Below are 20,418 nucleotides of genomic sequence, written 5' to 3'. Positions count from 1 at the left end.
AATCCTTGGTGAGACGAGCGCTTACTCCGGGGCCTTATCGCCCTCGAACGTGATGGGGTTGAATACGGCCTCTTCCTCACTGCCCTGGCTGAGCACACTGAATTCAAAGGTTCCTCCGGTAGGACTGGAGACGAACACCCGCGTGAGCCCTTGCTGATTGGTGAAGGCTTGTGAGGGCCGCACGATCGCAACAGGTCTTTTTGAGTACTCGACGCTCGCTACGAGCCAGTCCACCAACATGTCCTGACCAAGGTTTCCATAGCAATCCATCATCGTGGCGTAGAGCTCGACCTCCCTCCCCCTCGGCACCACTTCCGATGGCACGGGGGATCTGTAGAAGAGCGGGAACCCCATGGTCTTGGAATCAGCAATAATGTTGATGGTCGGAGCGTATTCGGGATCGAAAAGATCCAGCCAATACTTCGGCGTCTCCGCGCCCAGATGCCTGCCGGGCCTGTATTCGGACTTCAGCGTGCCTGTGATGTCGGTAATGCCGTTCTCTAGAGTGCCCAGCGTGGTCTGCCAATAAACCGTGATCCCCTCAAGAGCCTGTCCCGCGGCATTCTTCACCGTCACCGTGAAGGTGGCTTTCTCATCGGCGTTCCTGGCAATGAGTTCTGTGTTGTCGACGACACACGTTGTCGTGACCAGCTGTTTCAAATCAGTCGCCATCTCGACGCGTGGTGCGTGTTTTCCGGTTTCGCTCAACAAGGCGCGCTCGGCCGCGTCGGCATACGCCTTTTTGGAATCGGAGTCGTTCACTGTCGCGGGCAAGGTACCGATCTGAAAAATCGTCTGGGCATCAATACCGGTCTTGGTGGACAACACCAGGACCCGCATCAACAGATCCAGTTGTTTGAGGTTCTTGAGAATCGACAGAGCGGGGTCAATGCGTTCGGCACACTCGCGCACCTCCTGCACGCTCCAGCCGAAATACTCGGCGAGTTTGATGGTCGACGCCTGGTACGCCAAAGCCCTGGCGTGATCCGACAAGGTTGGCAGTGCATTGACCTGACGCAGGTAGTCGAGCAGTTTGTGCGGCGGTTGTTCGCTGAGTGCAAATGCCCGCTTGAGTACCGACAGGTAATAAAGCGTGTTCAGTGAAATCGTGTATTTATCGGCTTGACCGAGCCAGGCCAGATGGCCGTAATCCAGATAGTCCTGCAACAACTCCGCAGTGAGCTCCAGGGTCGAAGCCACCGCACTGCGCCGTCGCACCTCGGCCAACAGATCGATCAACGAATCGGTTTCGACATTGCGCCTCTGCTCCTGGGTGTCGCCCGTCAAACCGATCCGCTGAATCAATAGCTTCAACAAACGGAACACCGTAGTGCCGGCCCAATTGATGACCGGAATCGCAAGTTCCACCGCAACGCCGGCATAAACCGCCAGCGTTTCTTTCACCACAGACACCTGCGCGTCACGGGCTTCCAGAAGCACGTTGAGCATGCTCTCAACGAGAGCGTCGCGTTGAGGAGCCCAAGTGGCGCCAAGCGCATTATCGACCGCCCAGCCAAGCCGTTTACGGGCAAAGCTCAGGTATTCGTCCGGCGTCCCGACGGGTGCCAGCACCAAACCGCTGGGATCAACAATCGGCCCCAATGGCTCGGAATTCCCATCAGGTAGCGGCAGGTCGACGCTGTGCGTCAGAAAGTCCAGCCAGTCTGATCCTCCGGCAGGAGGCAGGCCGGCCATCAACAAACCGGCATTGGTAAAAAGCGCGTTCGGCAGCAGATTGCGTATTTGCTCGAAGAGCGCCAGATCTCGCTCCCACGCCTCTCGCCCTGGCGACAATTCAACCGCGTGCTGCATCACCCACAGCACTGGCAGTTCACTTTGCTCGCACCATTGCACGCAGGCGTCCATGACACTGATAAGCGTCAATATGTCCGGAGTAGTACCGCTTCCAGACTGGATCGCAGGCTTCCCCGCAAGACCATTGACCCAGGCATCGCCGCCCAGCAATTGCAACATCAGCACGCCTTCGAGCGGTGTCATGCGCAACACCCGAGGCAACCATACCAGCCGGTAGAAGCTCGAGATGATCGGCAGACTGCGTTGCAATGTGTTGTTGTGCAGGTTGTGCGCGCGGGCAACGGCCACCGCTAGATACTGATAAGTATGCAAGTCGATCCGCAGGCCGGCGCACAGTTGGTTGATCGTCAGATCATCCGCACCCGGTTCCGGCACAACCGGGAATGTCCCCCCATCAAGCTTCATGGGCTGGCGATAGTTCGCTTGAGCGTTGAACACCTGATCAAACTGCGAGAACGCTTCGCCGCGACCGTAAATCGACATGCCATCAAGGAACACAGCAAAGTCTGCGGCTGTGCATTTGTAGCGTTGGCGCAAGATCTGGAATAACCCGAGCGCATGGACAGTTTTGTCCGAGATCAGCCATTTGCCATCGACGCTCGAATCGCCACGCCCCTCGGCCCGCAGTGCGGCCACCAGTAAGGCGTCCACCTCATCGCTGGGCAATTGCAGCCAGATATCGAGACGTATCTTGCGGTTCATCCGGTGGAAGACGATCCGGTCCTTGGCGATACCGGGGTTCAGGGACAATTTGTTCAATGAAGAAGCGGTTTCGGTGGTGATAAACACACCAGGATGGCTATTGGCATTGATGTAAACCGAGCCGGATCGACCGCTTTCAGATTCTTGCGCAACCTGCGGGTGTTCATAGGTTACGTTGGCCGAACGCTGCGGAGCGAATGCCTTGACCGATAACAAACTTTCGAGCGTCAACGTGTCGAGTTTGGTTTGCGCGGCGAAGTACGGAACATCGTGCAGAGCCTTCCACTCCTCCCCCCGTGCACCGAAGTTAACGAGATAAAACGTTTTCCAGGCGTCTTCATCGGCAGGCACCGCTTCCGTCAGCAACTCTCGCTGGTAAGGGCCCAGACGCGAAGCATGTGAAAGCGCCCGAGTGGGGCGGGCAGCCTTGGAACCGCCTAGAAAATAGGGGTAAGACAGATCCACAGCGTCTACAAAGTCGCCCACCGACAGCGCTTTGAGCTCAGCGATGCCGTCGATCGTGACCCAATGTTGGTAATAGGGCAGGCCGTTGGGATAACGCGATGTGATCAAGGCGTCTTCGATGTCGGTATTCGGCGGGTTCGCAACGATAAAGGCTTCCAGCACCGACGTGATGATGTCGACCGAGGACACCGATTGGTACACCGCATTGAAGTCGACCGACAACGTCATCAAATCGGTACGGCGCTTATCGAGCGCGATCTTTTGACTGTCGCCTTGAGGCTCGATACGGTCGCGAACCCAGACCAGCAAATCGATCAGATACGCCACCGGTGAAATGCACGATTCCAGCGCGTCCGGCGGGCTCATTGTTTCAAAAGCGGTTTTGAAAATGTCTTCGTATTTCGGGCCGTCGACCATCGACAACAGCCCTGAAGAAGGATCGCCCTGCCGGCTTCGGTCAGTGACAAGGGTGTGCTCGATAAACTGGCGGCGCACATACGTGGCCATACTGTTGGCCCGACGCAAAAAACGCTGCGCATCTTCGACGCTCAGGCCGTATTCCCTGACGAGGCCGGGTACGCCCTTTTGCACCAATGGAAAAATCGAACCGCCCTGCACAAGGTAAGTCTTGAGGTTTTGCAGACCGATGCCATGTATCTGTTGCTCTTCACTGAACAACTGCTCGTACAGTTGCACTGTCGGGCGGATGGCTTGAGCCATGATCCTGTTCCTTGAGTCGATAACCGTCTGCTGCAGCCTTACGCGATGGCGTCAGGCTGCAATGTCTTGGTTTAGATTTGGCGCCGATTCAAGGCCGAGATCTACTGTCAGATCTGACAGGTTTGATGACCGCTTGTCGGATTTAGAGGTCAGCTTTTCCCGATATCTCGGGTTCCACCTCAAAACGCGGACTGATTACCCAGGCCGAGTGTGACCCTTCATTTCCTCCGGCCAGCGTCTGGCTGAACCGCACCCATTGCCCGCCCACGCGCAGGGGTTTCACGGCCTGGCCTTGCCATCCATTGCCCGTGACTGGAACATCCGCAAGCCACTTCTGATCCGGGTCGTACCAGCTCACTGCCTCACCGACACCTGTACGCCCTCGTCCGGCCAACAGCAGCGGATTCTCGACCCGACGCCCTGCCGCCGGGATATCGATGGACGGCAGAAACGAGCCCAACAGCACTGGACGCAGTGCGGCTTCAGATTCGAATTCATCCAGCGCCGACGTCACCTCCAGGCTGTGGATTGCGCCGGTTTGAGTGAGCACCAGCGTCACCGACCAGGTACGGTCCGCCATGACGGCAGCACTGGCTTGTGCGGCGCCGAGTTTCACCGTAACGGTGTCGCCCGGCACGCCAAAGCCCGACACCACCACCCGCTGCCCGATGAGCTGACCAGCAACCGGCGTCTCGACAAAGGGCGCCGCCGGAGCGACGCTGTATTGCACAGCCTCCGTGAACCCGGAATGGTGCGGTTTGCCGCCCTCTTCGAAACTCTGCCGGGCCTGGATGGTTTTGACGCCCACCGGCAATGTCACCTCGCACTCCCACTCACCGTCCGCCCTCACGACAATGTTCTCGAGCCATGGCTTGGTGGCGTCCACCATCCAGACCTGCACCCGCGCTCCTGGCCTGCCCCGCCCTTTAAGCTTGCCGGTTCGGGGCAGTGTCCCGCCCGCTGTCGGCTGAGTGATTTGCGGCGGCAGCACCACCACGTTGAAGTTGAGCCGCTTACTTTTGGAGACGCGGTTCTTGTCGCTCTGATGGGCTTCGATGCCGTATGACCTGAGATTCAGGCTGCGGACAGGGACCTCCCAATCCCCATCCGAACTCAGCACTTGGGCCGGAGACAAATTTTTGTCGTACACCACATCACGCACCTGCATCGTGGCGCCTTTCATTCCGCCGGAGCCTTTGATCATGAGTTCGTGACCCACGTTACTGCCTTCGCTCGGGTGCGTGATGACCGCAGTGATCATGGGCCGCCGAATCGTGAAAGATTCCGTCGCGACAGGTGAGGTCTGGGTAGCAACGGTTTGACTGACGGTGATCGTGTAAGCGGTGTCGTGATCGAATTCGGTGGGGCGGCGCAGGGTCCAGATACCTGCGTTCTCGGTCGCTGGGTAGGCCGTGGCGTCGTCGCTGAAGCTGACTGTCACCACGGCACCCGACCAGCAGGTGCCACTAAAGGTGGGCGACAGACCGTCTTCGACTGGCAAATTAATAGTCGGCGCCTGGGGCGGAATGGTAACGGGATGCTTAACCCAATTAAGCGACTGATGCGCGTCCAGAAACTGCTTGATATGCACTTCCCGTTTGAGCGTCGGCCCCCACTGTTGACTGGCTCTGCTCAGCCATTCCCCATTCTCCACGACCACGTCGGGAGCAGCCAGACTGCCGCCGCCGGGGTTGAAAATCTTCACGGTGGCACCGGTAAAACCCTTACCGCTGAAGGTCGGCTGATAATCATCAGTGGAACTCACGGCATACACGTCGGGCAGTAAATTGTTGATGTCGAAGTTGTATGGCAACGACTCGATCCAGCCGCTGGCATTGTCGGATACCTTTTGCACAATACTTGCCGGGTGCTTGCCGATCGGCCAGTCAGTCGCCTTGATTTCCCATTTGCCATCCGCGGCAACAATCGGCTGTGGCAGAGTGACCGGCGAACCTGGAACGGTGATAACGACCGTTGCACCGGGGTAGCCAGTGCCAGAGAAGGTTATCGATTTGTCGATAATTTCGACTTTGACGTCGCCCATTTGGGCGGGGCGGATTTTGAAGGCGCGCGGTGCGCTACGTTCGGTTCTTTTGCCCGAGGCTATCTGCTCAACCGCTAATGAATGATTGCCTGGCTTGAGCGTGACCTGCACCTCCCAAATTCCGGCGGCTCCCACCGTTCCACTTCCAACCATTTGCGAGTCAAAGAATACCTCGACCCTACTGTTAAAACCGCTTAGCCCGTTATCACCTTTAAGGGCGAAGGTTCGATCCTGAACTGAAGACACAGCAGGCGCGGTTATGCGAGGCGTGCCTAGCACATAGAAGCTGACCGCTGGCGAGTAACCATGAGGCACACCTGGAAACTGGTACTGCGCTTCAATCGTCAAGGGCCCACTGGGCAATACCACTCCTTTTTTCAGTGCCAGTTGCCAATTTTCGATTTCAAAGGTCTCACGCTCGCTATATACAACAGAATGATTCTGCGCATTGACCACGATGATGGAAGAACCTGGTTGGCAAGTGCCTTTGAAAACCAACTGCGAAGGAAAAACCAATGCATTATTTGTAGGCGATGAGATAGTTGCAGGGGCTGGCTGGATTAGTACTATCTTCACGGCATCCGCATTATCAGATGTCACGTTTTTGAATGTCTGTCGACAGGTCAGAATGTTCTCACCCAGCGCTAATCCGCGAGATTCAATGCTCCATTTACCATCCGCACCTGCAATGCTCGTTCCGTATGAAACTTGAGAATCATGTTTGAACAGCGTCACTTGCGCATTGGGTAAAGCGCCCGTTCCTTCGATGGTGGGCGTGAGCCCGATAAAGGGCCCACGACTGGTTATAACTGGCTTTCGAACGATGTAAAAGCGAGCTGAGGCAGAAGGCGCCGGAAAATTCACATGGTAGGTAGTCGTTAAAAGACACTCGACTCCAGCAGCCTCGATTATTTCAAACTCATACCAGGAACCACTGTGTCTACCGTAATACTCCCATTGATTGGCGACTGGTGGGTTTTTAAGCGTAGCCCACCACTCTCCCTGCGCGGTAGCAGGAAAGGTCATTCTGACTCTGAGAGGAAGTTTTTGCGCGGACCCCTCAAACGAAGGAGGGAACGTGGGTGCTGGTACCGCGACTCTCGATTCATCAGAGTTCAGCTCATTGCCGAACTCGGAATTAATTGAACCTGACTTTTTATTCTGGATTAAATTGGTTTCTCTATCGTCATTTTCCACAACCGTATTCCCTCGCCCTGTCAGTCAGTAACCTTCTTACATCGCAATCCCTTCCACTTCCTACCTGTAAAACCTGACAGTCCCGACGAACGGTAGCTAACCCACCACGTCGTAATCAGTGAGAGGTCAACGCTGTTCAGGTCATTCGCTCACGACATCAAAACGCTCACTGACCAGCGAGCTCGAAACAGGTACACCCGCCGCATCGTGGACCTGGCACAACAGCCAATGGGCACCCTCGAGCAATGATTGCCCGGCCCTGCCCTGCCATTGGCCGTTGCTGACAGGCAGCTGAGCCACCACTTCGTCCGGGTTGTACCATCTCGCCAGCCGCGCGATGCCCGACCGCCCCTGTCCGGCCAGTGCTATCGGGTTGCTGACTGATCTGCCAGCAGCGGGTCGGTCAATAGACGGTGTGTACTGCAACTGCCTGACCCGACGCAGGGTGACTTGTGACTCAAACCCCTCGCACGTGGCCACGACGAGCAGGGAATATTCACCGTCCGCAGGTTCCACCTGCAGCTTGAGAAACCAGGTTCTGTCCTGCGCAATTACCATCGACACGCCGTTCACGCTAATCGTGTCACCCGGCACACCGAAGCCGGCAACGGCTATTTGCTGCCCGATGAACATCCCTTCGACCGGCGTCTCGACAAAGGGCGCTGCCGGAACGACGCTGTATTGCACAGCCTCCGTGAACCCGGAATGGTGCGGTTTGCCGCCCTCTTCGAAACTCTGCCGGGCCTGGATGGTTTTGACGCCCACCGGCAATGTCACCTCGCACTCCCACTCACCGTCCGCCCTCACGACAATGTCCTCGATCCATGGCTTGGTGGCGTCCACCATCCAGACCTGCACCCGCGCTCCTGGCCTGCCCCGCCCTTTAAGCTTGCCGGTTCGGGGCAGTTTCCCGCCCGCTGTCGGCTGAGTGATTTGCGGCGGCAGCACCACCACGTTGAAGTTGAGCCGCTTACTTTTGGAGACGCGGTTCTTGTCGCTCTGATGGGCTTCGATGCCGTATGACCTGAGATTCAGGCTGCGGACAGGGACCTCCCAATCCCCATCCGAACTCAGCACTTGGGCCGGAGACAAATTTTTGTCGTACACCACATCGCGCACCTGCATCGTGGCGCCTTTCATTCCGCCGGAGCCTTTGATCATGAGTTCGTGACCCACGTTACTGCCTTCGCTCGGGTGCGTGATGACCGGAGTGATCATGGGCCGCCGAATCGTGAAAGATTCCGTCGCGACAGGTGAGGTCTGGGTAGCAACGGTTTGACCGACGGTGATCGTGTAAGCGGTGTCGTGATCGAATTCGGTGGGGCGGCGCAGGGTCCAGATACCTGCGTTCTCGGTCGCTGGGTAGGCCGTGGCGTCGTCGCTGAAGCTGACTGTCACCACGGCACCCGACCAGCAGGTGCCACTAAAGGTGGGCGACAGACCGTCTTCGACTGGCAAATTAATAGTCGGCGCCTGGGGCGGAATGGTAACGGGATGCTTAACCCAATTAAGCGACTGATGCGCGTCCAGAAACTGCTTGATATGCACTTCCCGTTTGAGCGTCGGCCCCCACTGTTGACTGGCTTTGCTCAGCCATTCCCCATTCTCCACGACCACGTCGGGAGCAGCCAGACTGCCGCCGCCGGGGTTGAAAATCTTCACAGTGGCACCGGTGAAACCCTTACCGCTGAAGGTCGGCTGATAATCAGCAGTGGAACTCACGGCATACACGTCGGGCAGTAAATTGTTGATGTCGAAGTTGTATGGCAACGACTCGATCCAGCCGCTGGCATTGTCGGATACCTTTTGCACAATACTTGCCGGGTGCTTGCCGAGCGGCCAGTCAGTCGCCCTGATTTCCCATTTGCCATCCGCGGCAACAATCGGCTGTGGCAGAGTGACCGGCGAACCCGGAACGGTGATAACGACCGTTGCACCGGGGTAGCCAGTGCCAGAGAAGGTTATCGATTTGTCGATAATTTCGACTTTGACGTCGCCCATTTTAGCGGGGCGGATTTTGAAGGCGCGCGGTACACCACGCCCAAATCGCACGCCGTTTACAACCGTCTCAGGTACAAGCGATATAGGTCCTGGCCGCAAGTCAAGACGCACATCCCAGCTAGGGGTCGCCGCTTTCCAAGCCAATGTGCCCCCCCCATCCTGCAAGATTTCGATGACTGCGCCTCGGACTCCACGGTCGCCCGAAATAGTAGCGGCCATTTCAAGCGTTGATCCGGAGGCTGGATGAGTTATTACTGGCAACCCGAACGCCTGCACGGTATATGGCTTCGAGTAACGGAGTTGCGACCCCTTGATTTGGAACTGCAATTGAATCTGCAATTGCTCCCAAGACAGTGGTGCATCTGGCCTTAGCGGGAGCGACCAGTTCGAACCCACAACTTTGCGCTCTGACAATTTGAAAGAATGATCAGACGCCTTAACCACCACTAAAGTAGTACCGGCGGCAGCTGTTCCTTTAAATTCCGTCATCACTGCAGTTTCTACTGGACTGGTTAACACGGGCGCAGCTAATTCGACACAAACCACCGACGGCGAAATCCTTTCAATCAAGCCAGGTAACTTCTCATAGACTCTGAAAACGCCTGGCACGACACCCGAATTCAAAGTCAATGTCCACTTACTGTCAGAACCAACAGTAACAACATCGGTTATTTGTTGCCCCGTAATTTCCCATACAAGGTATACAGTACTGCCCGACACAGCAGTACCTGTGAGCTGTCTTTGGATGATATATCCATCATCGAAAGTGGCCGGCGGCTTCACAAGAACACGTTGAATTCCTGCTTTCGCAGGTCCCCCCCAAATACTCCAATAACCCTCAAATTGACCAGCACCGTCTTTCAGTCCGGAAACGTAAATCGAATGCCACTGACCCGCCTCGAACAACTGAGGTTTAAGAACAGTTTCGACATTTGGCCCACTACGATAATTTATCCATACCTCATACTTTCCAGCGAAACCCGAAGGAATGTGAAATTTAAGCTGCATATTACTGCTGACCAGCATTTGAAAACTGTCATGATAAAACCTTAAGGGTGGGGCCGAATTAGCGGTAACGACTGCCGCGACAGTATCAACATTGTCGATATAACCGTCAGGCCCAACCACGGGCAAACCCTCTAGATCATTGGCTATTACTGGGTTTGGAATAACTGTTACTTTGATATCCGACATAGCGCAGTTCTCTATTCGTACTTTTGAGCGGGACGACTTTCAATAAGCATTTAAATACGCCAAAAAACGTGCACTCCACACCTGTAAAATCTGACAGTCCCGACCAACGGTAATTAATCCCACAACACAATCCGGTGGCGTCCTTCAGCTATCAACACGCGGCTACGTTGCCTTGCGCCTTTGCCTACACATCCCTCAGAATCCGCCGGCTTGTGCGCTTTGCTGATGCCCCGTAACTTGGTCCGTGCCGCTGCCCATCAGTGGTCGGGTTTAGTCGCCCGGTAGGTATACGAAGCTGCATAAGCGTCATCAAGTCGGGTATTCCCTATCCCCGCACTCGATGGTGGCTGTGCGCAGGGCGCCCTCGGGCGCGCCGGTTTTTTCGTGTTCCTCCCGGTCGACTAACCTGCGTCCAGCCGCCACCCTCGCGCAATTCCGTGGATCGCGGCATGCAGATGTTCATGATCGCCCCCGATCTCAATCCCGAAGCCGTCGCCATTCAGACGTACGAGACGTTTTCGTCGGTGAGCATTCTGTTGCTCGATCTGGCAGACAGCCTCGAAGACAAGCCGCGTCATCTGGCGATGGCGATTTATCAGTTGAGCGAGATGGGTTTGTTGCTGGCGGAGAAGACGCTGGATAACGAGCGGGCGATAGCGGTTACCTGATCGCCAGCCTGCGGCGCCTCGACTGACGCGATTGCGGGCAAGCCCGCTCCCACCGGCTCAACGAGCAGAGACAGCCGCTCTGAACGACGCAAACCTTGTGGGAGCTGGCTTGCCAGCGATAGCAATAATGAAGGCGCCGCTCAAATCAGGCAGAGGCCGGCAACGACTGGAAGCTGAAGTACTGGCGCAACGCCTCGACCAGTTGCCCGTATTCCGGGGGCGGTCGTTGCAGGATGAAGCCGGCGTCGTAGTGCAGTGGCGTCGCGTCTTCGTGACACCACAGGCAGCAAGCGGTGAAGTCGATCACCTGCTGACAGCCATCGTCGCCGGGGATTTTCAGGCGCAGATTGAAATCCACACCGATCATCATCGGCAACTGGCTGATCAACATCAGCCCGTCCGCGGACACATTGCCGAGAAAGCCGATGGGTTTGTCGGTGACGCTATTGAACACTCTGAGGAAATACGGCAGCTGATGCCGTTCGATCCGGCGGTCGGTAAACATGCGCAGTTCGCCATGCAAGGCTCCATCACAGAGCCGCGCTTTTGCTTCGGAACGTGCTGTACAACAGAGACGACACAGGCACGCTCTCCCCGCTTCCGGTGTGACGGTCGCTACCTCGCCGCCACATTACAACTGACCAGTCGCAGGTGTTGCCCCGGATTAGAGACTCGGCTCTAAAACCGGATCATTCGACTATAGCTGAGGCTGTACAATCGGCCAGATTTTGTATGACAAATGCCATCAGAAACGGGTTGGCCGCACCACGGCTGCCGCACTGCGCGTCGGGTAGTGGCCCAGGCTCTGCAGGGTTTCCAGGCGCGCACGGGCGCGGTAGGCGTATTCGCTGTTGGGATACGAAGCGATGATGAATTGATAGGTCTGCGCCGCATCGACAAACATCTTCTGTCGCTCCAGGCACTGGCCGCGCATCATCGACACTTCCGGCCACACGTACGGGCGGGCACGGCTGGCGCGTTCGACCTTGGACAGCTCGAGCATCACTTGCTCGCAATTGCCCCGGTCATAGGCGCTGTAGGCGTTGTTCAAATGATGGTTCATCGACCAACGGGTGCAGCCCGTCACGGCGAGGACGCTGAGGGCAAGGGCGGCAATGGGCAACAATCGCATGGGGGTTCTCCTGTCTTGAGCTCTGTATCGACCCATGGTCGGAAATCTTCAGGTGCGTTTGTCCCAAAGTTGCCAGGTTCAATAAAGAAAACAATAAGTAGTGCAAACGAACAATGACTACACCCTCGGAGCATAGTAGCCTCTGCCTGCGCTTGAACTCAGGAGTCTTTGCATGTCCGTCCGTCGTACCAAAATCGTCGCTACCCTTGGCCCGGCCAGTAACTCGCCGGAAGTTCTCGAACAGCTGATTCTGGCTGGTCTGGACGTCGCCCGTCTGAACTTCTCCCACGGCACCCCCGACGAGCACAAGGCTCGCGCGAAGCTGGTGCGTGACCTCGCTGCCAAGCACGGCCGCTTCGTTGCCCTGCTGGGTGACCTGCAAGGCCCGAAAATCCGTATCGCCAAATTCGCCAACAAGAAGATCGAGCTGAAGATCGGTGACCCGTTCACCTTCTCCACCAGCCATCCGTTGACCGAAGGCAACCAGCAAGTGGTCGGTATCGACTACCCGGATCTGGTCAAGGACTGCGGCGTGGGCGACGAGCTGCTGCTCGACGACGGCCGCGTGGTGATGCGCGTTGATACCGCCACGGCCACCGAACTGCACTGCACCGTGACCATCGGCGGCCCGCTGTCCGATCACAAAGGCATCAACCGTCGCGGTGGCGGCCTGACCGCACCGGCCCTGACTGAAAAAGACAAGGCCGACATCAAGCTCGCCGCTGAAATGGAAGTCGACTACCTCGCGGTGTCCTTCCCGCGTGACGCCGCCGACATGAACTACGCCCGTCAACTGCGCGACGAGGCCGGCGGCACTGCCTGGCTGGTGGCGAAGATCGAACGTGCCGAAGCCGTGGCCGACGACGAAACCCTCGACGGTCTGATCCAGGCGTCCGACGCGGTGATGGTTGCCCGTGGTGACCTGGGTGTGGAAATCGGCGACGCCGAGCTGGTAGGCATTCAGAAGAAAATCATTCTGCACGCACGCCGCCACAACAAGGCTGTGATCGTAGCGACCCAGATGATGGAGTCGATGATCCAGAACCCGATGCCGACCCGTGCCGAAGTGTCCGACGTGGCCAACGCCGTGCTCGACTACACCGACGCCGTGATGTTGTCCGCAGAATCGGCTGCCGGTCTGTATCCGCTGGAAGCTGTGCAAGCAATGGCGCGTATCTGCGTCGGCGCTGAAAAGCACCCGACCGGCAAGACCTCTAGCCACCGCATCGGCAAGGAATTCACCCGCTGCGACGAGAGCATTGCGCTGGCGACCATGTACACCGCCAACCACTTCCCGGGCGTCAAAGCGATCATCGCGCTGACCGAAAGTGGCTACACCCCGCTGATCATGTCGCGCATCCGCTCTTCGGTGCCGATCTACGCGTTCTCGCCGCACCGCGAGACTCAGGCGCGCGCAGCGATGTTCCGTGGCGTGTACACCGTGCCGTTCGACCCTGCATCGCTTGAGCCGCACGAAGTGAGCCAGAAGGCGATCGACGAGCTGGTCAAGCGCGGCGTTGTGGAAAAAGGCGACTGGGTCATCCTGACCAAGGGCGACAGCTACCACACCACCGGCGGCACCAACGGCATGAAGATCCTGCACGTGGGCGACCCGCAGGTCTGAGTGATCAACTGCCGAACAAAAAACCCGTCATGAGAATGACGGGTTTTTTTTGGCCTGGCATGGCAGTCAAGGTGTTGCGGGCGCGACGGCACGATGTGGGTGAGAATCGGTTTTTTGTTGCATTCAAACTGGCTTCACTCTTTGGAATTCGCCCCTGTCAACTGTCATGTCTGACAGTAGAAGCAACCTGTTTTTAGGTATCCACTGCATGTTCCTGCGGCGATTTTCGTCGAAGCCACAGGATCCTCTTTATGCAGAAGGAGCCGCTCATGAACATGCAACAGTTGAATAATGCAGGGAAGCTCGATCTGGACTTTGGTAAAAACGGCGTTATGCGAATCGACGTACCGGGTCACCCAGATATCTACCTTTCAAGCGTAAGAATCGGACCGGACGGGAAAATATATTTCGCCGGCGTCACCACCCCCTTCCTAGGGGAGCGCCTATACCTCATCGGCCGGTGCAATTCAGACGGCAGCATGGACAGCGAGTTTGGTACTGAGGGCTTTGTCACGGGTGTGATTGACGGTTTTGAGGTTTTTTTTTGCAAGGGTTTCACTTTTCAGGCGGATGGAAAAATACTGATCGCCTACCTTTTAGGAAACGAACGGGCCCCAGAAGGGATGGGCGTTTCCAGGTACGACATGTCAGGCCAACTGGACCGGGAGTTCGGTACCAACGGTCGTACGCTGATCGATATTCAACTGTCGCCGTTGGCCGCAGAAGCACCACCAGAAGAGAAGCGCGCAATGGGCAGCAGCGGGGCCAGTGCCAGTGGTATCCAGGCGCTGGCAGACGGAAAAATGCTGGTCTTCCAATCCACCGGGCTCAACGGTCTGAAAATGGTCGGGCTGATAGCCCGCGTCGACGAAAACGGCGCTCTTGACCTGAGTTTCAATCAGGTTGGCTACGTCACCGTCGCTCATCCCGGCGCCCTTACATACAACACGATTTTGCGAAGCATCATGGTCCAGGCCGATGGCAAGTACCTCGGCTGCGGGAATGTATTTGACGATGCGAAAGACGCTGGCATGTTCGTGCGCTACGACACCTCGGGGAAACTTGACCCGACATTCGGCAACGGCGGGTTTGTCCTGGTGGAGGACGCGCAGTCACCCATGTTCAACGCCATGGCTCAGCAGCCCAATCAGCGAATTCTCGGCGTAGGCGAAACATATTTAAGAGCTACCGGTGATAGCGCCGCCGTGATGCTCAGCCTCGAACCCGATGGCAGCCCGAACATTCAGTTCAACCGTGGCAAGCCACTGTTTACCGATCTGGGCGAAGGAGCCGTTACCGGCTGGTTGGGGGCGGGTATCCAGAAAGACGGCAAAGCAGTCGCAGTCGGGGGGCTCGGCGAGCCGTTTGCAGAAGTTGACATCGCCTTGATGCGCACGATTGATGGCACGCTGGATCCGACTTTCAATGACGGTCAGGGATGGGTAACCACTCACCTGGAGAGTGGCGTGGAGGTGGCAACGGGCATGGCCTTACAGGACGACGGCAAGATCCTGATCTGCGCAGACATGCCCAACAGGAAGGGGGCGCTGTTGCGCTACCACGGCTGATCATCTCGGGGACCTGCGTCATTGCAAAAGCCTCGCTGTTTGACGGCGGGGTTTTTCAATCCATGGACGCACCTGATGATCGACTGATCCGCCCCTTTTGCGAGCCACATCGTGCCAACCTGTGGCAGCTGGCTTGCCAGCGATGGCACCGGCCAGAGCAGCAAAACTTCAACGCCGTTTGATAAACCCGGTCAACGCCGCCAGCGCTTCCGGCGAGCGCAGCCGCTGGGTGAACAAGGCGCCCTCCTCCTCGATCACTTTGCGGATCAACTCTCGATCCGGCGCTTTCATCAGTTGCTTGCTGATGCGCACCGCTTCGGCGGGCAGTTCATCAAAGCGCAGCGCCATCTCGCGGGCCCTGGCCAGTACCGCTTCGCCGCTGCCCAATGCCTCTGTCGCGATGCCCCAGTTGGCGGCCTGTTCACCGCTGAACCCTTCGCCGAGCAACAGCAGTTCGCACGCTTTGGCGTGCCCAAGCATGCGCGGCAAAATCAGGCTGGAACCAAACTCGGGGCATAAACCAAGGTTGACGAACGGCATGCGCAGTCGCGCATCGCGGCTGACGTAAACCAGATCGCAATGCAGCAACAGTGTCGTGCCAATCCCCACCGCCGCCCCCGCCACAGCCGCGATCACCGGTTTGCGGCATTCAAGCAGGTTGAGCATGAAGTGGAAGACAGGGCTGTCGAGATCGCCAGGCGGCTGCTGGATGAAGTCAGCGATGTCATTGCCGGCCGTGAAGCACTCGGCGCTGCCGGTGATCAGTACGGCGTTGATTTCGGGGTCGCTGTCGGCCTGCTTCAACGCCTCGGCGAGACGGCTGTACATCGCACGGGTGAGGGCGTTTTTCTTGTCGGGACGGTTTAGCCGCAGGGTCAGCAGACCGCGTTCGCGTTCCAGCAGGATGATTTCGGTCATGGCATGTCTCGCTACGAAAACAAGCGCTCAACCACGGCTGAGAAATACATCGGCCAGCAATTGATTACGCGGCAGTCCGGCCAGGTACAAACGCTTGGCAAAGGCGTCGACGCTGGCTGTTGAGCCGCAGACTAAGGCCAGGGTTTGCCGGGAAACAAGGCGCAGTTGCGCCAAAGCGGCGGCTGACTCGGCCGCCGTCCACAGGTCGATCGTGAGGTTTTCACGCTGGGCAGCCAGTGCAACAAGGGGTTTGGCCAGATAGTGCTCGCTGGCGTCATGGGCCAGGTGAATGACGCGGATGGCGCCTTGGTGATCCTGGCGCAAGGCTTCGCGCAACACACCGAACAACGGGCCGAGCCCCGTACCGGCAGCCATAAGCCACAACGGTCGGGTGTGCCAGTCGGGGTCGTAATGCAGCGCACCGCCGCGCAATTCGCCGAGGCGGATCGGGTCGCCGATTTGCAGGCGTCGCGCCGCATCGCAGAAGTCGCCGGGTTGGCGACAATCGAGGTGGAATTCCAGAAAACGATCTTCTTGCGGCAGGCTGGCCAGCGAATAGGGCCGCGCGATGTGGTTGATCCACAGCACCAGATGCTGTCCGGCGCTGTAACGCAACGGCCGTTGCACACTCAGGCGCAAACGCAGGACGCTGTCGCTGAGCCAGTCCAGCGCTTCGACAATGGCCGGGCGGCCGTCCTCGATCGGGTCGAACGTGTGCACCTGCAAATCTTCGATCACCTGACACTGGCACGCCAGACGCCAACCCTGCTGACGCTGCTCGGCGCTCAGGGCATCCGGGCGATTATCCGCCGGCAAGCCTTGCACGCACTGCACCAGGCACGCGTGGCAACTGCCGGCGCGACAACTGTAGGGCACGGCCACACCGTTCTGATTAAGGGCGTCGAGCAAATTGCCGCCCGCCGCCACCGACCATTGCCGGTCACCGACGCGAAGTTCAGGCATCAAGGTTCTCCCACGCGGCCGCACAGCGATTGCGCCCGTCACGCTTGGCCCGATAAAGCGCCTGATCGGCGCGTTGCAGGGCGTCGTCGAGGTCATCACCCAAGGCCAGCAGCGTCATGCCAGCCGACAGACTGAGATTACGCACGTTCAGGCCAACCAGTTCAACATCGGTGAACGCAATGCGCAGACGTTCACAGCAAGCAGTGAGACGCTCGGCATCGCAGTCTGGCAGCAAGACGACAAATTCCTCGCCCCCGTAGCGCGCCAGTACGTCGCCGTCGCGCAGGCACGCCTGGGCGACACCGGCAAACGCCTGCAATACCTGATCGCCAGCGGCGTGACCGTAGAAGTCGTTGATGCGTTTGAAATGGTCGAGGTCGATCAGCGCCAGACCGTGCACGGCATCATTGTCCATCGCGTTCAGTTCACGCGAGGCCAGACGCAGGAAGTGCCGACGGTTGAACAGGCCAGTCAGTTCGTCGGTGGCTACCAGGTCTTCGAGTTGACGCATCATGCCGCGCAAGGTGTCCTGATGCGCTTGCAAGGCAAACCGGCGCTGGCGCATGCGTTGACGCGACACCTGAACAAATCGCGCGTAAAGCACCAGCCACGCCAGCACCATCGCCAGGATGCACACCTGCAATGCCGCGAGCGCAGGCTCCGGCAAGCGCATGTGGTAAGCGTCCCACAGGGTAATCGCACAGAAACTGAAGAACACCAGCAACGCACAGCGGATGAACGCCCGCCGGCTCAGGTGAAACAGTCCAAACAGCAGGATCAGCACGTAGAACACCAGAAAGGCGCCGCGCGCTTCGTCCAGATGAGCGATCAGCCAGGTCTGCCAGCCGAGTCCGAGCAACACTTGCGTTTCGGTCAGGCTTGGATCGTCAAAACGCTGGTTACAGCCCGACCAGAACAGGCCGAACAGGATGGCTTGGCTGATGACCACGAGCGCGCTGCCAACGGCAATCGTGCTCAAGGACTGGTCGTAGTGCCCGGTAAAAAACGCCAGCCACAGCAGCAGTAAAGCCAATCCATAGGTGGCTGCAGCGAGGGCAAAGCGTTTGAGCAAAAGACGTTGAATGGCGTTATGGGTCAATCGTTGACTCACCGTGCGTTTGGAGGCTGACCGAGTGTCCTACCCTACAGACCGGCTGCCACTTTAGTGGCGTAGTCGATAAATGACCACCGATTTTCGGGCTCGAAATTTGACGTCAAAAGTGTGGCCCGCATGCACTGCCAGAAGCCCTCACCCTAGCCCTCTCCCAGAGGGAGAGGGAACTGACCGCATTGTTCTCACAAGCTCCATCGACCTGCGATACCGAGCCGAACCCAGCTTCAAACAACACCAGGATCAGTGCCCTTGCCCATTGTCCTCTTGGGGGAGAAGGAACTGACCGCGTTGTTCTCACACGCTACACCGAACTGCGATACCGAGCCGAGCTCAAACTCTGCAACCCGCACAGATCGGCTCCCTTTCCCCCTCGCCCCCTTGGGGGAGAGGGTTGGGGTGAGGGGGAGCGGATTTCAGGTTGCACACACAATCCCCCTCAACTCGCCAACCCATGCGACCAACGAATGACTGCCGGCGCGTGTATGCCCCACCGAGGCGCGGTATACTGCCGCGCCTTTTTAGCGTCGCGCCAGCAGCCCCGGCGTGCCCGGCCCGAAGGGCCAGCTTCAAGTGGCAAGCTCCAAGCCGCAAGCCGAAGCAGTCCGCGTACTGCTTTGAACTTGCAGCTTGAAACTTGAGGCTTGTAGCTGCCCCATAGAATGTTCCCGTCTTTTAGAGGAGCGCGACTCATGACCGTGATCAAGCAAGACGACCTGATTCAGAGCGTTGCCGACGCCCTGCAGTTCATTTCCTATTACCACCCGGTGGATTTCATCCAGGCGATGCACGAAGCCTACCTGCGCGAAGAATCGCCAGCGGCCCGTGATTCGATGGCACAGATCCTGATCAACTCGCGCATGTGCGCCACTGGCCACCGCCCGATCTGCCAGGACACCGGTATCGTCACCGTATTCGTGCGGGTAGGCATGGACGTGCGCTGGGATGGCGCCACCATGAGCCTGGACGACATGATCAACCAAGGCGTGCGCCAGGCTTACAACCTGCCGGAAAACGTCCTGCGTGCCTCGATCCTCGCCGACCCGGCGGGTGCTCGCAGAAACACCAAGGACAACACCCCGGCCGTCATTCACTACTCCATCGTCCCGGGTAACACCGTGGAAGTGGACGTGGCGGCCAAGGGCGGCGGTTCCGAGAACAAGTCGAAAATGGCCATGCTCAACCCGTCCGACTCGATCGTTGACTGGGTGCTGAAGACCGTTCCGACCATGGGCGCCGGCTGGTGCCCACCGGGCATGCTGGGCATCGGTATCGGCGGCACCGCCGAGAAAGCGGCGGTGATGGCCAAGGAAGTGTTGATGGAGTCCATCGACATTCACGAGCTGATCAAGCGTGGCCCGTCCAGCCGCATTGAAGAAATGCGTCTGGAGCTGTTCGAGAAGGTTAACCAGTTGGGCATCGGCGCCCAGGGCCTCGGTGGCCTGACCACCGTGCTCGACGTGAAAATCATGGACTACCCGACTCACGCCGCCTCGCTGCCGGTGTGCATGATCCCGAACTGCGCCGCCACCCGTCACGCGCACTTCGTGCTCGACGGTTCCGGCCCGGCCTCGCTGGAAGCGCCACCGCTGGACGCCTACCCGGAAATCGTCTGGGAAGCCGGTCCGTCGGCTCGCCGCGTCAACCTCGACACGCTGACCCCGGAAGACGTGCAGAGCTGGAAGCCGGGCGAAACCGTCCTGCTCAACGGTAAGATGCTCACCGGTCGTGATGCTGCGCACAAGCGCATGGTCGAGATGCTGAACAAGGGCGAAACCCTGCCGGTAGACCTCAAAGGTCGTTTCATCTACTACGTCGGCCCGGTTGATCCGGTCGGTGACGAAGTGGTTGGCCCGGCTGGCCCGACCACTGCAACGCGGATGGACAAGTTCACCCGTCAGATCCTTGAGCAGACCGGCCTGTTGGGCATGATCGGCAAGTCCGAGCGTGGTCCGACCGCGATCGAAGCGATCAAGGACAACAAAGCCGTGTACCTGATGGCTGTCGGCGGCGCCGCTTATCTGGTCGCCCAGGCGATCAAGAAATCCAAGGTATTGGCGTTCGCCGAGCTGGGCATGGAAGCGATCTACGAGTTCGAGGTCAAGGACATGCCTGTCACCGTTGCGGTGGACAGCCAGGGTGAATCGGTACACATCACCGGTCCTGCGATCTGGCAAAAGAAGATCAGCGAGAGCCTGGCAGTAGAAGTGCAGTAAGCGCTTTACCGTTGTAAAGAGAGGCCGGCCCGTCATACGACGGGCCGGCCTTTTTTGTGTCTGCTGCTCACCGCTCGTGA

Annotated in this window: 11 protein-coding genes and 1 pseudogene; 4 read left to right on the top strand and 8 right to left on the bottom strand. The window is 58.1% G+C overall.

The window, feature by feature from the left end:
* Positions 1-21 precede the first annotated feature (21 nt).
* From AB4P91_RS12005 to AB4P91_RS11995, 3 genes are all read right to left on the bottom strand, one after another.
* Positions 22-3,702: a Tc toxin subunit A gene (locus tag AB4P91_RS12005; RefSeq protein ID WP_395604862.1), complete on the bottom strand. Its 3,681-nt coding sequence runs from the start codon at positions 3,700-3,702 to the stop codon at positions 22-24.
* A gap of 142 nt (positions 3,703-3,844) precedes the next feature.
* Complete coding sequence (locus AB4P91_RS12000) at positions 3,845-6,943, bottom strand: hypothetical protein (RefSeq protein WP_395604861.1); 3,099 nt, start codon at positions 6,941-6,943, stop codon at positions 3,845-3,847.
* A gap of 141 nt (positions 6,944-7,084) precedes the next feature.
* Positions 7,085-10,138: a hypothetical protein gene (locus tag AB4P91_RS11995; protein WP_395604860.1), complete on the bottom strand. Its 3,054-nt coding sequence runs from the start codon at positions 10,136-10,138 to the stop codon at positions 7,085-7,087.
* Between the two features lie 422 nt (positions 10,139-10,560).
* Here AB4P91_RS11995 and AB4P91_RS11990 point away from each other — a divergent pair.
* Positions 10,561-10,806 (top strand): annotated as a pseudogene (locus AB4P91_RS11990) (DUF6124 family protein); the annotation flags it as partial.
* A gap of 145 nt (positions 10,807-10,951) precedes the next feature.
* On the opposite strand, the gene AB4P91_RS11985 reads toward AB4P91_RS11990, so the two are convergent.
* A complete protein-coding gene (locus tag AB4P91_RS11985) occupies positions 10,952-11,311 on the bottom strand; it encodes a PilZ domain-containing protein (protein ID WP_150686921.1) in 360 nt (119 codons plus the stop codon).
* A 240-nt stretch (positions 11,312-11,551) separates the two neighbouring features.
* The gene (locus tag AB4P91_RS11980; protein ID WP_042560673.1) at positions 11,552-11,938 is read right to left on the bottom strand and encodes a tol-pal system YbgF family protein; all 387 of its coding nucleotides are present in this window, start codon (positions 11,936-11,938) and stop codon (positions 11,552-11,554) included.
* Positions 11,939-12,110: 172 nt separating this feature from the next.
* On the opposite strand from AB4P91_RS11980, the gene pyk reads away from it, so the two are divergent.
* Positions 12,111-13,562, top strand: coding sequence for a pyruvate kinase (pyk, locus tag AB4P91_RS11975; protein WP_042560674.1), 1,452 nt, complete (start codon positions 12,111-12,113; stop codon positions 13,560-13,562).
* 269 nt (positions 13,563-13,831) lie between these two features.
* The gene (locus tag AB4P91_RS11970; RefSeq protein ID WP_395604859.1) at positions 13,832-15,130 is read left to right on the top strand and encodes a hypothetical protein; all 1,299 of its coding nucleotides are present in this window, start codon (positions 13,832-13,834) and stop codon (positions 15,128-15,130) included.
* A gap of 168 nt (positions 15,131-15,298) precedes the next feature.
* On the opposite strand, the gene AB4P91_RS11965 is transcribed toward AB4P91_RS11970, so the two are convergent.
* The 3 genes from AB4P91_RS11965 to AB4P91_RS11955 are packed head-to-tail and all read right to left on the bottom strand — an operon-like array spanning position 15,299 to position 18,110.
* Entirely contained in the window at positions 15,299-16,048 is a 750-nt protein-coding gene (locus AB4P91_RS11965; RefSeq protein ID WP_395604858.1) for an enoyl-CoA hydratase-related protein, read from the bottom strand.
* Between the two features lie 27 nt (positions 16,049-16,075).
* Entirely contained in the window at positions 16,076-17,011 is a 936-nt protein-coding gene (locus tag AB4P91_RS11960) for an iron-sulfur-binding ferredoxin reductase (RefSeq protein ID WP_150592830.1), read from the bottom strand.
* A complete protein-coding gene (locus AB4P91_RS11955) occupies positions 17,004-18,110 on the bottom strand; it encodes a diguanylate cyclase (RefSeq protein ID WP_150592829.1) in 1,107 nt (368 codons plus the stop codon). The genes AB4P91_RS11960 and AB4P91_RS11955 overlap by 8 nt, the downstream gene beginning before the upstream one ends.
* 704 nt (positions 18,111-18,814) lie before the next feature.
* On the opposite strand from AB4P91_RS11955, the gene AB4P91_RS11950 reads away from it, so the two are divergent.
* A complete protein-coding gene (locus tag AB4P91_RS11950) occupies positions 18,815-20,338 on the top strand; it encodes a fumarate hydratase (RefSeq protein ID WP_395604857.1) in 1,524 nt (507 codons plus the stop codon).
* Positions 20,339-20,418: the final 80 nt, after the last annotated feature.

The organism is Pseudomonas sp. B21128 (assembly GCF_044218865.1).
Classification (GTDB): Bacteria; Pseudomonadota; Gammaproteobacteria; order Pseudomonadales; family Pseudomonadaceae; genus Aquipseudomonas; species Aquipseudomonas iridis.
The sequence above is the reverse complement of the archived record's forward strand: the minus strand, read 5'-3'. Positions and strand labels throughout refer to the sequence as shown.

Coding starts and splice junctions, on each gene's coding strand:
- AB4P91_RS12005 (WP_395604862.1), bottom strand. CDS start 3,702: ATGGCTCAAGCCATCCGCCCGACAGTGCAACTGTACGAGCAGTTGTTC.
- AB4P91_RS11995 (WP_395604860.1), bottom strand. CDS start 10,138: ATGTCGGATATCAAAGTAACAGTTATTCCAAACCCAGTAATAGCCAAT.
- AB4P91_RS11985 (WP_150686921.1), bottom strand. CDS start 11,311: ATGTTTACCGACCGCCGGATCGAACGGCATCAGCTGCCGTATTTCCTC.
- AB4P91_RS11980 (WP_042560673.1), bottom strand. CDS start 11,938: ATGCGATTGTTGCCCATTGCCGCCCTTGCCCTCAGCGTCCTCGCCGTG.
- pyk (WP_042560674.1), top strand. CDS start 12,111: ATGTCCGTCCGTCGTACCAAAATCGTCGCTACCCTTGGCCCGGCCAGT.
- AB4P91_RS11970 (WP_395604859.1), top strand. CDS start 13,832: ATGAACATGCAACAGTTGAATAATGCAGGGAAGCTCGATCTGGACTTT.
- AB4P91_RS11965 (WP_395604858.1), bottom strand. CDS start 16,048: ATGACCGAAATCATCCTGCTGGAACGCGAACGCGGTCTGCTGACCCTG.
- AB4P91_RS11960 (WP_150592830.1), bottom strand. CDS start 17,011: ATGCCTGAACTTCGCGTCGGTGACCGGCAATGGTCGGTGGCGGCGGGC.
- AB4P91_RS11950 (WP_395604857.1), top strand. CDS start 18,815: ATGACCGTGATCAAGCAAGACGACCTGATTCAGAGCGTTGCCGACGCC.